Genomic DNA, 19,913 nt, shown 5'->3' with positions numbered 1-19,913 from the left:
CATGGCGCACCAAAGTGAAGAGCTGATCATTGAGGCTCTGGATGTTCAGAAATCGTTCGGCGAGTTGCAGATCCTCAAAGGTATTTCCCTGCAAGTACGACGCGGTGAAGTGGTGGTGCTGATCGGCGCCTCCGGCTCCGGCAAGACCACCTTTATCCGCTGTATCAACCTGCTCGAAGACATCCAGGGCGGGCGCATTCGCGTCAACGGCCGCGCCATGGGATATCGCGAACGCGCCGATGGCAGTCTGGTGCGCGATTCGGAGCGCAACATCGCCCGTCAGCGCCGCGACATCGGCATGGTGTTCCAGCGTTTCAACCTGTTCCCGCACATGACCGCATTGGAAAACATCATCGAAGCGCCGATCCAGGTGCTCGGCGTGCCGCGTGCCCAGGCGCTGGAACAGGCTCGCGGCTTGCTGGCGCGGGTCGGCCTGGCGGACAAGGCCAGCCATTACCCGTCGATGCTCTCCGGTGGCCAGCAGCAACGGGTGGCGATTGCCCGTGCGCTGGCGATGAAACCTCAGGCGATGCTGTTCGACGAACCCACCAGCGCCCTCGACCCGGAAACCGTCGGCGAGGTCTTGCAGGTGATGAAGGAACTGGCCGAGGAGGGCATGACCATGGTGGTGGTCACCCATGAAATGGGCTTTGCCCGTGAAGTGGCCGACCGCGTGGTGGTGCTCGACCAGGGCGAACTCATCGAGCAGGGCCCGCCGGAACAGATTTTCAGCCACCCCAGCCATCCGCGTACCCGGGCGTTTCTCAGCCGCGTGTTATGACTTTTTTGAAGAGCCTTTGCCATGTTGAAATTTTCTGCTCACGAATACCCCTATCCGTCGCAACGCCAAAGTGTGTTTGCCAAGCGCGGCATGGTCGCGGCGTCGCAGCCGCTGGCGGCCCAGGCCGGTATCCAGATCATGCAAAAGGGCGGCAACGCGATTGATGCCGCCATCGCCACGGCGGCCGCCTTGACGGTGGTGGAGCCTACCGGCTGCGGCCTGGGCGGCGATGCGTTTGCCTTGGTCTGGTGCAAGGGCCAGTTGCACGGCCTCAACGGCAACGGCCACGCGCCGGCGTCCCTGAGTATCGAGGCGGTCAAGGCGGCGGGGCACGAGCAGATGCCGGTATATGGCTGGACCCCCGTCACCGTGCCGGGCTGCCCATCGGCCTGGGCCGAACTGTCGCAACGCTTCGGCAAGTTGCCGTTTGCCGAGTTGCTGCAACCGGCGATCAGCCTGGCGCGCGATGGTTTCCCGCTGTCGCCGGTGGTCGCGCATCAATGGCAGATCGCCTTGAACGAATTCAGCCCGCACCGCGACGACGTGCTGCGGGCCTGGTTCGACACGTTCCTGATTGACGGCCGCGCGCCACGCGCCGGGGAGATTTTCCGCAACCCGGCCCAGGCCCGCACCCTGGAAGAACTCGCCGCCACCCGCTGCGAAAGCTTCTATCGCGGCGCCCTGGCCGAGCGCCTGGATGCGCATTCACGCGCCACCGGCGGCTACCTGCGCGCCAGTGATCTCAAGGATTATCGCGCGCAGTGGGTGGAGCCGATCCACATCAACTACCGTGGCGTGGACGTCTGGGAGATCCCGCCCAGCGGCCAGGGCCTGATCGCGCTGATGGCGCTGAAAATCCTCGAAGGCTTCGACTTCGATCACCGCGACAGCCAGCAAACCTGGCATCGTCAGTTGGAAGCGATGAAGCTCGCCTACAGCGACGGCCTGCATTACATCACCGACCCGGCGCACATGCGCGTGGCAGTGGCCGACCTGCTCAGCGACGACTACAGCACCCGCCGCCGCAGCCAGATCGGCGAACAGGCGCAGCCACCCAAACCCGGCGACCCCCACGCCAGCGGCACGGTGTACCTGGCCACCGCGGATGCCGAAGGCAATATGGTCTCGTTCATCCAGAGCAACTACCACGGCTGCGGCTCCGGCGTGGTACTGCCCGACAGCGGCATCGCGCTGCAGAATCGCGGGTATGAGTTCAGCCTCGACCCAGCCCACGCCAACTGCCTGGCGCCGGGCAAGAAAACCTTCCACACCATTATCCCCGGCTTCCTCACCAAAAACGGTCAGGCCCTTGGCCCGTTCGGCGTGATGGGCGGCTACATGCAGCCCCAGGGCCATGTGCAGATGGTCATGAACCTGGTGGACTTCGGCCTCAACCCGCAAGCGGCCCTGGACGCACCGCGCTGGCAATGGCTGGGCGACATGAAGGTCGGCATCGAACATGGCGCTTCGCGCGACCTGGTCAATGCGCTGGCGCGGCGCGGGCACAAGGTGCAGACCGACAGCGACCTGACCGACTACGGGCGTGGGCAGATCATCCTGCGCGACCCGGTCAGCGGTGTGCTGTGCGGCGGCACCGAGCCGAGGGCCGACTCGCATATTGCCGCGTGGTAGGCGGGGCAGGGGCTAATGCCAGTCAGTTAAGAGATAGAACGAGCACACAGTAACCTGTAGGAGCGAGCTTGCTCGCGAAAAACGCCCAGGCAACGCGTTCATTCTCGATAAGCGCGGTGGCCCTGAGTTCTTCGCGAGCAAGAACTAGGCGTCCCCCTCGCTCCAAAAAGCCTTAACTGAACAGCATTGGGGCAAGCCCGCTCGCCACAAAAATGCGGTCGACTGAAATGGCTATACAAGACTCAGGGTCTTAGGGTGAAGTTTTAACCCTTTAAAATCAGCTCCCACAGTGGATCTGCGCTTAACTGACTGGCATTCGGGCAGGGGCGTGCGCCCCTGTTCACGGGTTATCGATGCTCGCTTTATGGTTTAGCTGATCGGCATTGGCCGAAGTCTGTCCCTTTTTTTCACCTCGCCTGTCATTCCAGGCAAGTGAACAAAATCGAGAGCTTTCCCAATGCCCGTCGTCGTCCCTTTGCACTTGCGCCCGTTGCTCAAACTGAGCCTGATGCTGAGCCTCAGCGCCAGCCCACTGTTCGTTCCGTTCGGCTTTGCCGAAGAGGCCGCCGCCAGGCGCAGCTATCAGGTGCCGGCCGGCAGCCTTACGGCCGCGTTGACCCGTTTCGCCGGGTTGGCGGGGGTCAACCTATCGGTGGAACCGGCGCTGGTCAGCGGGCGCAGCAGCAGCGGTTTGTCTGGCGAGTACGCTGTGGAAGAGGGCTTCGCGCGCTTGCTGCAAGGTTCCGGCCTGCAGTTGCAGTCGATGGGCGAGCAGGCGTACAGGCTGGTGCCGGTGCCGGACGGTGGCAGCCTGGAACTGGCGCCCACCTCCATCCTTGGCACCACCGGCCTGTACGACGGCGACACCTACGCCGGTGGGCAAGTGGCGCGCCGTGGCTCGCAAGGTTTGCTCGGCACGCGCGACTTTATGGATACGCCGTTCAGCATGACCACCTACACCCAGGACGCAGTGAAAAACCAGCAGGCGCGCACCCTCGGCGACCTGATCGCCAGCGACCCCTCGGTACGCGCCACTAACCCGGCCGGCGGGCGTTACGAACAGTTCACCATTCGCGGCTTCAGCCTGTTCAACAGTGATGTGTCGTACAACGGCCTTTACGGCGTGCTGCCCACCTACACCATCGACATGGAAATGGCCGACCGCGTCGACATCTTCAAAGGTCCCACCCAGTTGATCAACGGCATCTCGCCGCGCGGCAGCGTGGGCGGTGGCATCAACGTGGTGCCCAAGCGCGCCACTGACAAGGACATCACGTCATTGACCGGCACCTGGGCGTCGGACAGCCAGGCCGGTGGCGCGGTAGACGTGGGGCGGCGGTTCGGCGAGGACAACCAGTTCGGCCTGCGCTTCAACGGCGTGAAACAGGCCGGCGATACCGAATGGGACCACCAGAGCGTCGACCGTGAGATGGCCGTGCTGGGCCTGGATTTCCGTGGCGAGCGCCTGCGCCTGTCCACCGATATCGGCCACACCGAGCGGGACACCGATGCGCCGCAGGAGCGTGTGCAGGTAGCGGCCGCCGCGCCGGTGCCCAGTGCCAACGATGTACGCCGCAACTACGCGCAGTCCTGGAGCAAGGCGCGCACCAAGGACACCTTCGGTACGGTGAATGCCGAATATGACCTCAGCGATTCGGTGATGCTCTACGGCGGTGTGGGCGCGCGCAAAAGTAACCACGAGTTCCTTCGCCATGCGGTGTCGGTCAGTAACGCAGCCGGCGCGTTTATCGTCTCGCCGCGGGATTTCACCCGCGATGAAAACGTCCGCACCGCCACGGCCGGGGTACGTAACTGGTTCCACACCGGGCCGGTGAGTCATGAGGTCAACCTGGCCGCCAGCTATTTCTATATGGACTTCACCAACGGCGGTGCGCGTTATGCGAACGCATCGAGCAATCTCTACAACCCCGTGCAAACCCCGACGCCGTCCGTGGCCACGCGCCAGGATGCGAAGGTCTACACCGAGAACACATTCAGCGGCGTGGCCTTGTCCGACACCCTGGGCTTCTTCGATGACCGCCTGTTGCTCACCCTCGGCGCGCGCTGGCAGCGGGTGGTCGTGGACGACTGGAGCAACGGCATCAAAGGCAAGACCAACTACGATGAAGAAAAGATCTCGCCTTCGGGTGGCCTGCTGTTCAAAGCCACCGACAAGCTGTCGCTGTACGCCAACTACATGGAAGGGTTGAGCCAGGGCAAGATCGCACCGTCCACGTCGCGCAACGAAGACCAGATCTTCCCGCCGTTTATCAGTCGCCAGGTGGAAGTGGGCGCCAAATACGATGCCGGCGCCTTCGCCGTCACCGCCGCGGTGTTCCGCATCAAGCAACCGGCCTATGAGACCAACACCACCTCCCAGCTGTTTGGTCCCAATGGCAAGCGCCAGAACACCGGTGCGGAACTGAGCGTGTTCGGCGAACCCCTCAATGGCGTGCGCTTGCTCGGCGGTGTGATGTACATCGACAGCAAATTGAAGGACACCACCAATGGTGCCTGGGACGGCAACCGCGCACCGGCCACGCCCAAGTACAACGTCAATCTCGGTGCCGAGTGGGACGTACCGACCCTCGAAGGCCTGACCCTGACCAGCCGTGGCATCCACTCCAGTTCCCAATACTTGGACCAGTCCAACGTCAAGGAAATCGACGCCTGGAACCGTATCGACGTCGGCGCCCGCTACGCCTTCAAGGTCGACGACAAGCACATCACCCTGCGCGCGAATGTGGAGAACGTCGCCGACAAGCGTTACTGGAGCTCGGCCGGCGCATCGGATGACAGCGAGCCGGGGCTGACCCTGTCGACCCCGCGCACCTACCTGCTGTCTGCCACCGTCGACTTCTAATACTGTGTGACGAGCGGGCCTGACCCAATGCCAGTCAGTTAAGAAGGAACACTGTACCTGTGGCGAGCGGGCTTGCCCCGCGTTGGGCTGCGCAGCAGCCCCAAGACCATGCGCTGAGGAGTTCCTGATACACCGCATTTGACTTGATTGGGGCTGCTACGCAGCCCAACGCGGGGCAAGCCCGCTCGCCACAGGAGCCCGCTCGACACGGGTGGCGAGGCGTTGGTTGATGAGAATGTTTTTTGATCACACCGCCCCGATATGGAATAGTACCCGCCGTTTTCCCCAGCCATCCAGCTGGGGTGTTTTAACGCCAAGGTATTTTCATGCGAATGCTGCGCTCCATCCCCATCCTTGCCGCCTGCCTGCTGGCGTTGTCTTCAAGCCTGTCAAGTGCTGCCCCGATCGACCTCAACGACGGCCAGCACGCCGTGCATCTGCCGGATACGCCCAAGCGCGTGGTGGTGCTGGAGTTCTCTTTTCTCGACAGCCTCGCTGCCGTGGGCGTGACCCCGGTCGGCGCCGCCGATGATGGCGATGCCAACCGCGTGCTGCCGCGTGTGCGCCAGGCCATCGGCCAGTGGACATCCGTGGGCCTGCGTTCGCAACCGAGCATTGAGGAAATCGCCCGGCTCAAGCCGGACCTGATCGTCGCCGACCTCAACCGCCACCAGGCGCTGTACAGCGACCTGGCGAGCATTGCGCCGACCCTGTTGCTGCCGTCGCGCGGTGAGGATTACCAGGGCAGCCTCAAGTCCGCCGAGTTGATCGGCAAGGCCTTGGGCAAAAGCGCGCAGATGGACGCGCGCATCGCGCAAAACCGGGAAAACCTGAAAAAGATCGCCCGGCAGATCCCCGCCGGTGCCAGTGTGTTGTTTGGCGTCGCCCGCGAAGACAGCTTTTCCGTGCACGGCCCGGACTCCTACGCCGGCAGCGTGCTCGAAGCCATCGGCCTGAAGGTTCCCTCGGTACGTGCCAATGCCGCGCCTACCGAATTTGTCAGCCTGGAGCAGCTGTTGGCGCTGGACCCGGGTTGGTTGCTGGTCGGCCATTACCGGCGCCCGAGCATCGTCGATGCCTGGAGCAGGCAGCCGCTGTGGCAAGTGCTTGGCGCGGTGCGCAACCAGCATGTCGCCGAGGTGGATGGCGACAGCTGGGCGCGTAACCGCGGCGTGCTGGCGTCGGAGCAGATTGCCGAAGACGCCCTGGCGATTCTCAAGGGCGGTAAAGCCGTCGTGAGCCAATAAACATGGCGCGCAGCCTCGCGGCGGCGGGCATTGTGCTGCTCGGCGCCGGGTTGTTCTGGCTGTCGTTGTACAGCTGGTCACCGTTCACGATCACCGCGACCGATGCGTGGAATGGCCTGGCGCACCAGGGCAGCGTGGGCGGCAATATGGCCTACATCGTCGCCCAGTTGCGCGTGCCGCGCGCGCTGTGCGCGGCGTTGGTCGGCGCCTGCCTGGGCCTGGCCGGCGCGTTGATGCAGGGCATTACCCGCAACCGCCTGGCTTCGCCCTCACTGTTTGGCGTGACGGCGGGGGCGGCGTTGGGGTTGGCGGTGTTTTCCACGGGGTTGGTCGCGCCGCCGTTTGCCGGTGGCGCGCTGTTGATGACCTGCCTGGGTGGCGCGCTGGCCTGGGTCACGGTGTTCAGCCTCGGCGGCGCCTGGTCGCCGACCACGGCCCAGGGGCGCCTGGTCTTGGCCGGGGTTGCCGTGGCGGCGTTGTGTGCCGCGTTGACCCGGCTCACGGTGATTCTGGTCGAGGCCCAGGCGCAAAGCATCCTGAACTGGCTGGCGGGCTCTTTGGCCAACGTCGGTGCGGCCCAACTGCAATGGCTCTGGCCCTGCACCTTGATCGGCGGCCTGTGGGCGCTGTGGTGCGCGCCGCGGCTGAACCTGATCAACCTCGGCGAAGACGCCGCCCGCTCGTTGGGCGTGGGCATCGCCAGCCTGCGTTTACAGGTATTTGTCGCCAGCCTGTTGCTGGTCGGCGCCAGTGTCTGCGCGGTCGGCCCGATTGGCTTCGTGGGGCTGGTCGCGCCGAATATCCTGCGCCAGTTCCTCGGTAACGATTACCGCTGGCTGATCCCGTTGAGCGCGGCCCTGGGCGCGGTGATCGTGCTCGGCGCCGACCTGCTCAGCCGGGCCGTGGCCTTCCCGGTGGAAACCCCGGCCGGGGTGGTCACCGCGTTGATCGGTGCGCCATTTTTTCTGTTCCTTGCCAGGCGCGCCCTATGATCCACCCCCGTTTTCGCCTGTGGCTGCTGCTCGGCCTGTTGCTCCTGGCGACTTTCGTCAGCCTCAGTGCCGGCACCCTGTGGCTCAAGCCCGCCAGCGTGCTCGAGCGCTTGCTGGCCCACGATGCGCTCGACTTTGAAGTGTGGAACCACCGCCTGCCGCGCAGCCTGATTGCCATCCTCGCCGGTTGTGCCTTTGGCCTGGCCGGGGCGATTGTGCAGGGCGTGATCCGCAACCCGCTGGCCTCGCCGGAAATCCTCGGTGTGACCCAGGGCGCGGGGCTGGCGCTGACCGTGGCGATCATCAGCTGGCCGCATGTGCCGATTGCCTGGCTGCCGTTGGTGGCCTGCCTGGGCGGTGCCGGCGGCGCCTTGCTGCTGGCGCTGTACAACAGCGGCGTGAGTTTTTCCGGGGTGCGTTTCGCGTTGTCCGGGGTGGCGATTGCGGTGACGTTATCGAGCATCACCGAGTTCCTGATCCTCTCCCACCCGCTGGACATCAACACCGCCTTGCTCGCCCTCACCGGCAGCCTGTGGAGCCGCAATTGGCACCATGTGACGCTGCTGTTGCCGTTCCTGGTGCTGATGCCCCTGGGGCTGTGCCTGGCCAAACCGCTGAACCTGATCGCCCTCGGCGATGAAGCCGCCCACAGCCTCGGCACTGCGCTCGGCCGCACACGCTGGCTGGCGATGGCCTGCGCGGTGTTGCTCACCAGCCTGGGCGTGGGGGTGATCGGGCCGATCGGATTTATCGGTCTGGTCGCACCGCACATGGCGCGGCGCCTGGTGGGCGGGCATCACCAGTACCTGCTGCCGGCGGCGATGCTGATTGGCGCACTGCTGCTGGTGCTGGCCGACACCCTCGGGCGCACGTTGATCGCGCCCAGCGAAATCCCCGCCGGGGTGCTCACGGCGGTGATCGGCGCACCTTATTTTCTTTGGTTGCTGGCACGGTTCAAGGGCTGATGACATGAGTATTCTGCAAGCACGCGAGCTGGACATCGGCTATGGCGCCACACCCATCGTGCGTGGGCTGTCGTTTACGCCGCCGGCGGGAAAGGTCACCGCGTTGATCGGCCCCAATGGCTGCGGCAAGTCCACCTTGCTCAAGGCCTTTGCGCGCATGCTCAAACCCAGTCAGGGTGAGTTGAGCCTGGATGGCCAGGCCTACGCCAGTTTGTCCGCGCGCCAATTGGCCCGGCAGATCGCGTTTTTGCCCCAGGTGTTGCCGGTGCCGGAGGGCGTCAGCGTGCGCCAACTGGTCGCTTATGGGCGCAGCCCGCATAACTCGCTGTGGGGGCGCCTGAGTGGCAACGATCAGTTACAGGTGAGCCAGGCCATGCAACGCCTGGAACTGGACACCCTGGCCGACCGTGCCCTGGCGGACTTGTCCGGCGGCCAGCGCCAACGCGCGTGGCTGGCCATGGTGCTGGCGCAGAACGCGCCGGTGGTGTTGCTGGATGAACCCACCACCTATCTCGATATCAGCCACCAGGTCGAACTGCTCGACCTGATGGGCGAGCTGGCCGCCGAAGGCAAGACCGTGATCACCGTGCTCCACGACATCAACCAGGCCTGCCGCTACGCCGACCACCTGGCGGTGATGCATGGCGGCCGGCTGGTGGCCAATGGCGCGCCCGCGGCCGTGATCAGTGCCGAGCTGATGCGCCAGGTATTTCAGGTGCAAGTACAGATCCTCAGGGAGCCCGTGTCGGGCACGCCAATGTGCGTGGTTGAAAAAAGCGCCCGCGCCTGACGCAGTCAGAGCACCCTGGGTGCGGGCTCAGGCGTGGGCTTTCGGGTAAGCCTTCCTCGCCCAGGCAATATCGCCTGTGCTGAGCATCGAATTTCTTGAGTGAAACAGGTTTTTGTCCGTGGTCCATTCAGGATCAATGGAGTAATGCATGGCCGAGTCCTCGTCGTACGGCAAGAAATCGTAGGTGCCACCGCGGGGCAGGGGCAGGAAGTTGTTTTGCGCCTGTTGCGGTGTGAAGCGCTTATTGAGGCTCTTCTGGTCCCACGGGATATTGGCATCGGGGTGCTGGTGCGCGTGGTGGGCTCCCAGCATGTGCCCGAACTCGTGCAGCACCGTGTGCGCAAAGGAAGGCGTGGTGTGGTCCCGCGGCAGGCTCATGGTGGGCATCCCAGGCCCGGCGTTCAGTGCATCGTTGCCTATTGATGAGCGGCCACCTTCATCACCGGGCAGGTTCTGGGTGATACGCACATGCCCCTCTTCCCCGGACACGAATTCGAACTTGAGATTGATATGAGGCAACCATTCGCTGGCGGCTTTTTTGATAGCCAGTACGTAAGGATCATCCATTTCGTACTCATATAGGGCAATTTTCAGCGTGCTGTTCTGTGGCCAGTATTTTGCTGGCTCACCGATATTGCGCCGGCTTCTTGAGAGCCGTTCAGGCTGATGGGTACTGTCGGCGCTTTCGATTGACGGCGTGCGAGGCAACTGGGCGGTTACGGGATAGGGGTTAGAAGTGATCACGGCGTTTTCCTCTATGTAATCAAGGCTGTATCTGGTGCTTGATTCGCTCGGGAGGCAGTGAGCGTTCCATCTCGGGTGTGTGAAGTTATGACCGCCGCCGTGAGTTTGGCGCGATGTTATTGATTTAATTGCCCTCTCTTCCGGAACTAGCCTTGCAACTTCCAGTCGATTAACCGGTTAACCCAACTCCCCGTCATGGCGAACTACTGGCATTGTTCAGTAGTTTCAAATAGCCATACTTTCTCGCAACCAGATACTTCAAACCATGCCGTCAGCCCCTATCGATGCCTGCCAGATGCACATCCCGGACACCGCCCAGGTGTGCGCATGGCTGACCGCGCAGGCTGGCTTGAAAAGTGCCGACCTGGAACGGGCCCGGCGTTTATCCGCTGACGGCACTGACTTGCTTGGCCTGCTCACGCGCCTGGGGCTGGTCTCCGAGATCGAACTGGCACGCGCCTGGGCCGCGCTGCTCGATGCACCGCTGTTGTTGGCCGATGCCGCGCCGCCGTTGCTCGACCCATTGCCGGCATTGACCGAGCGTTTCATGCGCCATTACCAGGTAGTGCCCATGGGCTGGAGCCACGGCGGCCTGCGCGTACTGGCGGCCAACCCGGCGCAGTTGTACCCGTTCCAGGCCCTGGCCTATGCGTGCCAGGTGCCGGTGTGGCTGGCCATCGGCCCGCGCACCGAAGTCGACAGTCTGATCGAACGCTATTACGGTCAGGGCCGTTCCGCCATGGGCACCCTGATCGAAAACCTCGATGAGCAGGGCGGCGCGCTGGAAGACATCGAACACCTCAAGGACATGGCCTCCGAAGCGCCGGTGATTCGCCTGGTCAACCTGATCCTGCAACGCGCGGTGGAACAGCGCGCCTCGGATATCCATATCGAACCCTTCGAACACCAGCTCAAGGTGCGCTACCGCATCGACGGCGTGCTGCACGACGCCGAGGCGCCGCCGGCCAGCCTGTCGGCGGCGGTGATCTCGCGGGTGAAGATCATGGCGCGCCTGGACATCGCCGAACGGCGGCTGCCCCAGGACGGGCGCATCATGCTGCGCATCCAGGGCAAAGAGCTGGATCTGCGCGTGTCCACGGTGCCCACCAGCTTCGGCGAATCGGTGGTGATGCGCCTGCTCGACCGCCAGACCGTGCAGTTCGACTTCCCCAGCCTGGGCTTTGACGGCGAACGCCTGGCCAGCTTTCTCGATGTGCTGGAGCGCCCCCACGGCATCCTGCTGGTGACCGGGCCCACCGGCTCCGGCAAAACCACCACGCTGTACACCGCGCTGGCGCGGCTCAACACCGCCGAACGCAAGATCATCACCGTGGAAGACCCGGTGGAGTATCAGCTTGAAGGGATCAACCAGATCCAGGTCAAGCCCGCCATCGGCCTGGACTTTGCCGGTGCGCTGCGCTCCATCGTGCGCCAGGACCCGGACGTGATCATGATCGGCGAAATCCGTGACCTGGAAACCTGCCGCATCGCCATCCAATCCTCCCTGACCGGCCACCTGGTGCTCTCGACCTTGCACACCAACAGCGCCGCCGCGAGCATCACGCGACTGCTGGACATGGGGGTGGAAAGTTACCTGATCGCCTCGACCGTCACCGGCATCCTCGCCCAGCGCCTGGTGCGGCGCCTGGACCCGGCCACGCGCGCCGCCTTCGAAGCACCGCCGGCCTTGATCGCCGAACATGGCCTGGATCGCCTGACCGAGCAACGCCCGATCCTGCTCTACCGCGGCGATTACCACGGTCGCAGCGCCATCACCGAATTGCTGGTGATGAACGATGAAGTGCGCGGCTTGTTGATGCGCCACGCCGACGCCGCCACCCTGGAGCAGGCCGCGCGCCGCGCCGGTTTGCGCACCTTGTACGAAGAAGGCCTGCGCCAGGCCCTGGCCGGCGTGACCTCGCTGGAAGAAGTGCTGCGCGTGACCCGTGGAGACGGCGCGTGAGCCTGTTCAAGTTTCGCGCCCTGGACAGCCAGGGCGTTGCCCAGAAAGGCACGCTGGAAGCCGAGGACCACGCCGCCGCCGTGGCCGCCCTGCACAAGCGTGGCTGGTTGCTGCTGCAGCTCGAAACGGCCGGCAGCCCCTGGCTGCGCAACGCGCGCGGGCAGTTGAAGGGCGCCGCGCTGGTGAGTTTCACCCAGCAACTGGCGACGCTGCTCGGCGCCGGCCAGCCCCTTGAGCGCGCATTGAGCCTGTTGCTGCGGCAACCCGGCCCACCCCAGGTGCGCGCGCTGATCGAACGCATCCGCGAGCACGTCAAGGCCGGCAAACCGTTATCGGCCGCGCTGGACGAAGAGGGCGGCAGCTTCTCGCCGCTGTACCTGAGCATGGTGCGCGCCGGTGAGGCCGGTGGCGCGCTGGAAAGCACCCTGCGCCAACTCAGCGACTACCTGGAGCGCAGCCAGTTGCTGCGCGGCGAGGTGATCAATGCACTGATCTACCCGGCGTTCCTTGTAGTGGGGGTGTTGGGTTCGCTGGCGCTGTTGCTGGCCTATGTGGTGCCGCAGTTCGTGCCGATCTTCCAGGACCTCGGCGTGCCGATCCCGCTGATCACCGAGGTGATTCTCGCCCTCGGCCAGTTCCTCGACGCCTACGGGCTGTGGGTGTTGGCCGGGTCGGTGGCGACGCTGTGGGGCGTGCTCGCCAGCCTGCGTGAGCCACGCCGTCGTGAACGTTTCGACCGGCGCCTGCTCGGCCTGCGCGTGACGGGCCCGCTGCTGCAACGGGTCGAGGCGGCGCGCCTGTCGCGCACCCTGGGCACCTTGCTCAGCAATGGTGTGGCATTGCTGCCCGCGCTGGTGATTGCCCGGCAGGTCTGCAGCAACCGCGCCCTGCAAGCCCAGGTGGCCGATGCGGCGGAGTCGGTAAAAGCCGGCGGTACCCTGGCCAGTGCATTCGGTACCCGGCCGCTGCTACCGGACCTGGCCCTGCAAATGATTGAAGTCGGCGAACAGGCCGGTGAACTGGACAGCATGCTGCTCAAGGTCGCCAACGTGTTCGACGTCGAAGCCAAACGCGGTATCGACCGCCTGCTCGCCGCGCTGGTGCCATCGCTGACCCTGGTCATGGCCGTACTGGTGGCGGTGATCATGCTCGCGATCATGCTGCCGCTGATGAGCCTGACCAGCCATATATGAACCTTCAAGGAGCTAGACCGATGCGACATCTGCGCGCCAGACCCCCACGCCGCCAAGGCGGTTTCACCCTGCTGGAAATGCTCGCGGTGATCGTGCTGCTGGGCATTGTCGCCACCATTGTGGTGCGCCAGGTCGGCGGTAATGTGGACAAGGGCAAATACGGCGCGGGCAAGGCGCAACTGGCCAGCCTGAGCATGAAAGTCGACAGCTACGCGCTCGACGTCGGCGCGCCGCCCAACAACCTGCAACAGCTGCTGGACAAACCCGCCAACGCCTCCAGCTGGGCCGGGCCGTATGCCAAACCGTCGGACCTCAAGGACCCGTTCGGGCATGCCTTCGGTTACCGCTTCCCGGGTGAGCACGGCGCGTTCGACCTGATCTTCTATGGTCAGGACGGCCAGGCGGGCGGCGAAGGCTACAGCGCCGACCTGGGCAATTGGGAGTAACCGCGCCATGGCGCAGCGCGGCTTCACCCTGCTGGAGATGCTGGTGGTCATCCTGTTGATCAGCATCGCCGCCGGGTTGTTGGGGCTGGGCGTGCGCCAGGGGTTGCAGGTGGCCAAGGAGCGTCGTGCCGTCGGCCAGATCGTCGATGCGCTGCGCACCACGCGGGCTGCGGCGATTGTCAGCGGCACGGCGGCGCGCACCGAATTCGACCTGCCGCGCCGTGCTTTCCTGGTTCCGGGGCGTGCGCCGCAACACTGGCCGGCCGGGCTTGGCGTGACGCTGCACACCGCCGAACAGTTGGGCCCGGCCGTGGCGTTTTACCCCGACGGCAGCTCTACCGGCGGCCACCTGGTGCTGGCCAACGGCAGCCGACGTTGGCGCATCGATATCGGTTGGTTGACCGGCAGCGTGCAGTCCAAGGCGCTGCCATGAAGCGTCAAGCGGGCTTCACCTTGCTCGAAATGCTCGCCGCGCTGACGCTGATGGCGGTGTGCAGCACGGTGCTGCTGGTCGCTTTCGGCCAGAGCGCGCGCTCGTTGGCGCAAGTCGCCCACAGCGACCGGCTGACCCATGCGGCGCTCAGCGTGCTGGACCAGGAAACCTCGGGTCCGTTGGTCGAAGGGGTCAGCCAGGGCGAACTGGATGGCATCCACTGGCAACTGACCTGCGCACGGCAACAGGCCCGGCTGTTTCGCCTCGACCTGATTGTCAGCGAGGGCCCGCACCAGGCCCGTTTCAGCACCTTGAAGGCGCGCCTGTGACGCGCCGCGAGCAGGGCTTCACCTTGCTGGAAATCCTCGTGGTGCTGAGTTTGCTCTCGGTGTTGCTGGTGCTGGTGGGCGGGGCGTTGCTGGGGGCCAACCGAGCGGTGTCCAAGGCCCAGCGCTACACCGTGAGCCTGGATGAGATGCGCGCCGCCCAACAGTTTTTGCGCACGGCGATCAGCGAAGCGCTGCCGTTGGATGTCCCTGAGGATGACAGCCAGGCCGAGGGTTTCTTTCTGGGCACCGCCGAGCGCTTGCAGTTTGTGGCGACCTTGCCCGGCGTGCTCGGCGGTGGGATTCAGCGCTTCACCGTGCAACGGGTCGGGCAGGACCTGCAGGTGGCGTTCGCGCAGTTGGAGACCCACACCGACCGCTCCCGCGAAGCGCCGCAGGTGCTGCTGAAAAACCTTGCGCAGGTGCAGTTCAGCTATCGCGGCCTGTCGCCGCTGGGCCAGCCGACCGGCTGGATCAGTGCCTGGCCCTGGCCCAAACGCCTGCCCTATGCCGTGCGCATCGCCGCCAGCGTCGACGGGCCGGTGCCCTGGGTGACCCAGGTGATCGCCCTGCGCCTGAACCTGGCCAGCGCGAGTGTCGAAGAATGAAGCGCCAATGCGGTGCAGCCCTGCTGCTGGTGTTGTGGGTGCTGGCCTTGCTCAGTGTGTTGCTCGGTGGCCTCGCCGGCTGGGTGCAGTTGGAAAGTCGCCAGGCCCTGTGGTTTCGCCAGCACACCCAGACAGTATTGGCCGCCGAAGCCGGTATCGCCCTGGCCATGGCCGACCGGCGCTGGGTGGCCGATGGGCGGGACATGGCCCTGAGTTTTGATGACGCGCAGGTGCGGGTCAGCGTACGCAGCGAGCGCGGCAAGCTGTACCTGGTCAACGCCGAGGCCGAGGACCTGATGCGCCTGGCCCTGGCCTGCGGTGCCACCCAGGCCGAGGCCACGCAGCTGGTCAAGGCGCTTGAGGCGCGACGCAAGCAAGGCCTGGCGCCGTTTCGGGTGCTGGAAGAGGTGCGTCGACTGCCCGGCATGACCCAGGCGCTGTACAGCCAATTGCTGCCCGAGATGACCTTATGGAGCGACCTGGATCGCCCCGCCCCGGCCTTCGCCAGCCCGCTGATGCGCAAGGCGCTGAACCTGCCACGGCAGAACGCCGAAGGCATCGACCCCGGCGAGGTGCTGGTGGTCGACAGCCGCGCCACGCGCCCCGGCGGTTATCAGGCACGTCTGCAAGTCACGGTTTTATTGAGCCCCACGGAGGACAGCGCACAACCCTATCGGGTATTGCGGTGGCAAGAATGAATCGACTCGAACCCATTGCCCGGCACTGGCGCGGCAGCTTGCTGCAACAAGGCTGGCGCCTGTGGCTCGCGGAACTGCGCGCCTGTGTGCCGGGCTGGCTGACGCTCCACGAACCGCCGGAGCGCATCCATCATTGGCCGCTGACGCAGCCGGTCACGGCGAGCAACGCGCGCCAGGTGCTGATGCTCGCGCCTGACGCCGTGCTGCGGCAAACCGTGCAACTGCCCCTGGCCGCCGCACGCAATCTCAGCGCCGTGGTCGGTTATGAGTTGGACCGCTACACCCCGTTCGACGCCGAACAGCTGTACTTCGTCGCCCGCCAGGAACGGCGCACGCCCACCCACCTTGAGGTGACCCTGGTGGCGATCCTGCGCGAACGCCTGGACCAGATCCTCGGCGACTGCGCCGCCCTCGGCCTGCAGCCGCACCGCGTGGACGTGGCGGACCTGGGCATCGACCTGCTGCCCGCGCCGTTGCGCCCGCGTCAACGCCCGGCGGGCAAGGACCTGCAACGCAGCCTGCCGTGGCTGTGCGGTGCCCTGGCGATTGCGGCAATGCTGCTGTGGCTCAACGACCGCCAGCGCGTGCTGGACGCCATGCAAAGCAGCGTCCAGCAGCAAAAAGCCCAGGTCGCCGAGGTGCACGCGCTGCGCCAGCAACTGCTCACGACCCGCGGCGCGGCGCAGTATTTGAGCCGCCGCAAACTGGCGCAGCCGCCCCTGGCCGCGCTGCTCAACGACCTGAGTACCTGCCTGCCCGCCGACACCTGGCTCGACCAGCTGGACGTCAAGGACGGTGAAATCTCCATGTCCGGGCAAAGCGCTAAGGCCAGCGCGCTGATCACCCGCATCAAGGGCTGCCACAGTCTGGAAAACGCCCGCTTCGAAGGGGTGATCCAACCCGATGCGCGCACCGGCAAGGATCAGTTTGCCTTGCGTGCCCACCTACGCCAGGAGGCCGCCGATGCGCCGACCTCTCACACCCCGTGAACGTCGTGGCGCGGCCTTGCTGCTGTTGGCCATGGTCGTCGGCGCGGCGTACTGGCTGTTGATCGACAGCTGGTTTGCCGGGCCCCTGCGCGACATGGGCGAGCAGGCCGAGCAACTGCGCGAGCAGCAACAACGCTATGCCGGCGTGCTGCGCCAGCGCGATGCCCTGCGCCAGCAACTGGAACAGGCGCGCCAGGATCCGGCCAGCAATAGCAGCCTGCTGCCGGGGGACGACCCTGATGTGGTCGCCGCTGACCTTATGCAACGTCTCGCCGACCTGATCAACAGCCACGCCAGCCTCGGTGGCGGCTGCAGCCTCCGCCAGCGCAAGCCCATCACCCCGGAGCAGGATGATGGCGAGCCGTATCGGCAGGTCAAGGTCAGCCTGACCCTCGACTGTGCCATTGAACCGCTGACCGCGATCCTGCATGCGCTGGAATATCAGCCGCCTTTCCTGTTCGTCGATGAACTGCGCATCCGGCGCAGCCGCGAGGCACCCGCGCGCGGCGGGGCAGGGAAACTGGTGGTGAACCTGCTGGTGCGCGGCTACCTGCAACCGGCGCGGGTGGCACCATGATCGGCCCGTTGCGCCCCCTGGAATGGGGCTGGCTGGGGCTGGCCGGCGCGCTGGGCGTGCTGATGGCGGTGATCCTCAGCAGCATCGGCGATGAACCCCGGTGGCTGCCCGAACCCGTCGCGCGCGCCCATCCCACCGCCAGCGTGCGGGTGGCACCCAGCGTCGCCCTGGAAAACCTCGCCGCCACCTGGCAGGCGCCCCTGTTCAGCCCTGATCGCAGCCCGGACCGCGTGGTGGGCAACGCCCAGGTAACGAGCCTGGCCAACCTGACCCTGAGCGGCATCCTGATCACCGGCAACCTGAAAATGGCCATGCTCAAACAGGCCGATGGCCCGGCGTTGACCCTTCGCCTCGGCCAGACCCTGCCCAACGGCTGGCGCCTGGAACAACTCACCCCGCAATACGCCCGTTTTGCCCAGGGCGGCCGCACGCAGACCTTGAGCCTCTACGCCAAGCGCCTGCCGCCGCCGGCCAATCGGCCACCCATCACTTTGCCCCGCGAGCCCCTCCCTTGATCGATATGCGCACCTCAACGTTTTGCCTGGCCACCGCCCTCGTCCTGGGCGGCTGTGGATCTTTGCCCGAGCGCATGGACGCGGACGATGACCTGCTGCACGAAGCCATGCAGGGCACCGGCTCACAGCGCCCACCGACTGAGGCACCCGTGGCCGAGAGCCCGCAACCGGCGACCCCGGCACCGCCGTCGCGCCAGTTGATTCGTGGCAACCAGCAGTTCGTGCGCGCCCCCATCGCCACGCCCGATGCGAAAGAGCAGGGCGGCGACATCGTGTTCAATTTTGCCGACCAGCCCATCGAGGCCGTGATCAACAGCGTGATGGGCGACCTGCTGCACGAGAACTACAGCATTGCCCAGGGCGTCAAAGGCAACGTCAGCTTTTCCACCTCCAAACCGGTGGACAAGCAACAAGCGCTGTCGATCCTCGAAACCCTGTTGTCCTGGACCGACAACGCCATGATCAAACAGGGCAACCGCTATGTGATCCTGCCGGCCAACCAGGCGGTGGCGGGCAAACTGGTGCCGCAGATGCGCGTGGCGCAGCCCACCAGCGGGCTCTCGGCGCGGCTGTTTGCGTTGCGCTATATCTCGGCCACCGAGATGCAGAAACTGCTCAAGCCCTTCGCCCGTGAAAATGCGTTTTTGCTGGTGGATCCGGCCCGTAATATCCTCAGCCTGGCCGGCACCCCGGAGGAGCTGGCCAACTACCAGGACACCATCGACACCTTTGATGTGGACTGGCTCAAGGGCATGTCGGTGGCTGTCTTCGGCCTGCAACGCGCCTCGGTGGCCGAGCTGATGCCGGAGCTGCAGAGCATGTTCGGCCCGGACAGCGGCATGCCGTTGGCGGGCATGCTGCGTTTCTTGCCGGTCGAGCGCACCAATTCGGTGGTGGCGATTTCTTCCCAGCCGCAGTACCTCAGCGAAGTGGGCGACTGGATTCGCACCATCGACGAGGGCGGTGGCAACGAGCCGCAGATGTACGTGTACGACGTGCGCAATATGAAGGCCGCCGACCTCGCCAAATACCTGCGGCAGATCTACGGCAACGGCGCGATCAAGGACGACACGCCGGCCAAGGTGGCGCCGGGGCTGCGCACCACCACCTTGTCGTCGCTCAACGGCAACACCGGCGGTTTGCAAAACACCCCGCCAATGGCCGCCGACGAGCCCGAAACCGCGCCCGACGCCCCAGACGTCACACCGGATAAAAGCCTGGAGGCCGGCACCCGCATCACCGCGCAAAAGAGCAGCAACCAGCTGCTGGTGCGCACTCGGCCGGCGCAGTGGAAGGAGATCGAAGCGGCAATCAAGCGCCTCGACAACCCGCCGCTGCAGGTGCAGATCGAGACCCGCATCCTCGAAGTCAAACTCACTGGTGAATTGGACCTAGGGGTGCAGTGGTACCTGGGGCGTCTGGCGGGCAATTCCGCCAGTACCACGGTGGCCAACGCCTCCGGCAGCCAGGGCGCGTTGGGCGGTGGCGGGGCGGGGCTGGGGGCCACGGATTCGTTGTTTTATTCGTTCGTCAGCGCCAACCTGCAAGTGGCCTTGCACGCCCTGGAAACCAATGGCCGCACCCAGGTGCTGTCGGCGCCGTCACTGGTGGTGATGAACAACCAGCCGGCGCAGATCCAGGTGGGTGACAACATCCCCATCAGCCAGACCACGGTGAACACCGGCGACGCCGACACCACCTTGAGCAGCGTCGAATACGTGCAGACCGGGGTGATCCTCGACGTGGTGCCGCGCATCAATCCGGGTGGCCTGGTGTACATGGACATCCAGCAGCAGGTCAGTGACGCCGAGAACCAGAGCAGCAGCGGTGATACGCCGGTCAACCCGCGTATTTCCACGCGCTCGGTGTCGACCCAAGTGGCCGTGCAAAGTGGGCAGACGGTGCTGCTGGGGGGCTTGATCAAGCAGGACAACGCGGAGTCGGTCAGTGCCGTGCCGTATCTTGGGAAGATTCCCGGTCTGCGCTGGTTGTTTGGCAATACCAGCAAGTCCAAGGACCGCACTGAGCTGATCGTGCTGATTACGCCGAGGGTGATCACCAGCAGCAGCCAGGCGCGGCAGGTGACGGATGATTATCGCCAGCAGATGCAGTTGTTGCGCCCGGCCCGACACTGAAGGTTCGATCCCTTGC

The 19,913-nt window shown here is 65.2% G+C and carries 19 protein-coding genes; 18 read left to right on the top strand and 1 reads right to left on the bottom strand.

The window, feature by feature from the left end; translation table 11 throughout:
- The first annotated feature begins 1 nt into the window (after position 1).
- From AB4O05_RS22355 to fecE, 7 genes are all read left to right on the top strand, one after another.
- Positions 2 to 781, top strand: coding sequence for an amino acid ABC transporter ATP-binding protein (locus tag AB4O05_RS22355; RefSeq protein WP_460135244.1), 780 nt, complete (start codon positions 2 to 4; stop codon positions 779 to 781).
- A gap of 21 nt (positions 782 to 802) precedes the next feature.
- Entirely contained in the window at positions 803 to 2,413 is a 1,611-nt protein-coding gene (locus AB4O05_RS22350) for a gamma-glutamyltransferase family protein (RefSeq protein ID WP_460135245.1), read from the top strand.
- A gap of 457 nt (positions 2,414 to 2,870) precedes the next feature.
- On the top strand, positions 2,871 to 5,276 hold the full coding sequence (locus AB4O05_RS22345) for a TonB-dependent siderophore receptor (protein ID WP_460135246.1): 2,406 nt from the start codon (positions 2,871 to 2,873) through the stop codon (positions 5,274 to 5,276).
- Positions 5,277 to 5,608: 332 nt separating this feature from the next.
- A complete protein-coding gene (locus AB4O05_RS22340) occupies positions 5,609 to 6,523 on the top strand; it encodes a Fe(3+) dicitrate ABC transporter substrate-binding protein (RefSeq protein ID WP_460137518.1) in 915 nt (304 codons plus the stop codon).
- A 2-nt stretch (positions 6,524 to 6,525) separates the two neighbouring features.
- Positions 6,526 to 7,515, top strand: a complete 990-nt coding sequence (fecC, locus tag AB4O05_RS22335; RefSeq protein ID WP_460135247.1) for an iron-dicitrate ABC transporter permease FecC — start codon at positions 6,526 to 6,528, stop codon at positions 7,513 to 7,515.
- Positions 7,512 to 8,480 (top strand): iron chelate uptake ABC transporter family permease subunit, encoded by a 969-nt coding sequence (locus AB4O05_RS22330; RefSeq protein WP_460135248.1) that lies wholly within the window; start codon positions 7,512 to 7,514, stop codon positions 8,478 to 8,480. The genes fecC and AB4O05_RS22330 overlap by 4 nt, the downstream gene beginning before the upstream one ends.
- 4 nt (positions 8,481 to 8,484) lie before the next feature.
- Positions 8,485 to 9,270, top strand: a complete 786-nt coding sequence (fecE, locus tag AB4O05_RS22325) for a Fe(3+) dicitrate ABC transporter ATP-binding protein FecE (RefSeq protein WP_460135249.1) — start codon at positions 8,485 to 8,487, stop codon at positions 9,268 to 9,270.
- A 27-nt stretch (positions 9,271 to 9,297) separates the two neighbouring features.
- Here the strand turns inward: fecE and AB4O05_RS22320 are convergent, their stop codons facing one another.
- The gene (locus AB4O05_RS22320) at positions 9,298 to 10,014 is read right to left on the bottom strand and encodes a M12 family metallopeptidase (protein WP_460135250.1); all 717 of its coding nucleotides are present in this window, start codon (positions 10,012 to 10,014) and stop codon (positions 9,298 to 9,300) included.
- 265 nt (positions 10,015 to 10,279) lie between these two features.
- On the opposite strand from AB4O05_RS22320, the gene gspE reads away from it, so the two are divergent.
- From gspE to gspD, 11 genes are read left to right on the top strand one after another with little or no spacing between them, the layout of a single operon-like run.
- On the top strand, positions 10,280 to 11,977 hold the full coding sequence (gene gspE / locus AB4O05_RS22315) for a type II secretion system ATPase GspE (RefSeq protein WP_460135251.1): 1,698 nt from the start codon (positions 10,280 to 10,282) through the stop codon (positions 11,975 to 11,977).
- A complete protein-coding gene (gene gspF / locus AB4O05_RS22310; protein ID WP_460135252.1) occupies positions 11,974 to 13,170 on the top strand; it encodes a type II secretion system inner membrane protein GspF in 1,197 nt (398 codons plus the stop codon). The genes gspE and gspF overlap by 4 nt, the downstream gene beginning before the upstream one ends.
- Positions 13,171 to 13,190: 20 nt before the next feature.
- Positions 13,191 to 13,616 carry a type II secretion system major pseudopilin GspG gene (gene gspG, locus AB4O05_RS22305; protein WP_460135253.1) on the top strand — a complete coding sequence of 142 codons (426 nt, stop codon included), beginning with the start codon at positions 13,191 to 13,193 and terminating at the stop codon, positions 13,614 to 13,616.
- Positions 13,617 to 13,623: 7 nt separating this feature from the next.
- Positions 13,624 to 14,049 carry a GspH/FimT family pseudopilin gene (locus AB4O05_RS22300; protein ID WP_460135254.1) on the top strand — a complete coding sequence of 142 codons (426 nt, stop codon included), beginning with the start codon at positions 13,624 to 13,626 and terminating at the stop codon, positions 14,047 to 14,049.
- Positions 14,046 to 14,378 (top strand): type II secretion system protein, encoded by a 333-nt coding sequence (locus tag AB4O05_RS22295; RefSeq protein ID WP_460135255.1) that lies wholly within the window; start codon positions 14,046 to 14,048, stop codon positions 14,376 to 14,378. The genes AB4O05_RS22300 and AB4O05_RS22295 overlap by 4 nt, the downstream gene beginning before the upstream one ends.
- Complete coding sequence (locus AB4O05_RS22290; RefSeq protein ID WP_460135256.1) at positions 14,375 to 14,983, top strand: prepilin-type N-terminal cleavage/methylation domain-containing protein; 609 nt, start codon at positions 14,375 to 14,377, stop codon at positions 14,981 to 14,983. Before AB4O05_RS22295 ends, AB4O05_RS22290 begins: the two co-directional genes overlap by 4 nt.
- Positions 14,980 to 15,681 carry a type II secretion system minor pseudopilin GspK gene (locus AB4O05_RS22285; protein WP_460135258.1) on the top strand — a complete coding sequence of 234 codons (702 nt, stop codon included), beginning with the start codon at positions 14,980 to 14,982 and terminating at the stop codon, positions 15,679 to 15,681. The genes AB4O05_RS22290 and AB4O05_RS22285 overlap by 4 nt, the downstream gene beginning before the upstream one ends.
- A complete protein-coding gene (locus AB4O05_RS22280) occupies positions 15,678 to 16,670 on the top strand; it encodes a PilN domain-containing protein (protein ID WP_460135259.1) in 993 nt (330 codons plus the stop codon). Before AB4O05_RS22285 ends, AB4O05_RS22280 begins: the two co-directional genes overlap by 4 nt.
- Entirely contained in the window at positions 16,645 to 17,247 is a 603-nt protein-coding gene (gene gspM, locus AB4O05_RS22275) for a type II secretion system protein GspM (protein ID WP_460135260.1), read from the top strand. The genes AB4O05_RS22280 and gspM overlap by 26 nt, the downstream gene beginning before the upstream one ends.
- On the top strand, positions 17,244 to 17,762 hold the full coding sequence (locus AB4O05_RS22270) for a hypothetical protein (protein WP_460135261.1): 519 nt from the start codon (positions 17,244 to 17,246) through the stop codon (positions 17,760 to 17,762). Before gspM ends, AB4O05_RS22270 begins: the two co-directional genes overlap by 4 nt.
- Before the next feature lie 5 nt (positions 17,763 to 17,767).
- Positions 17,768 to 19,897, top strand: a complete 2,130-nt coding sequence (gene gspD / locus AB4O05_RS22265) for a type II secretion system secretin GspD (protein WP_460137519.1) — start codon at positions 17,768 to 17,770, stop codon at positions 19,895 to 19,897.
- Positions 19,898 to 19,913 lie beyond the last annotated feature (16 nt).

The sequence above is a fragment of the Pseudomonas sp. S1_G07 genome, assembly GCF_054668565.1.
The sequence above is the reverse complement of the archived record's forward strand: the minus strand, read 5'-3'. Positions and strand labels throughout refer to the sequence as shown.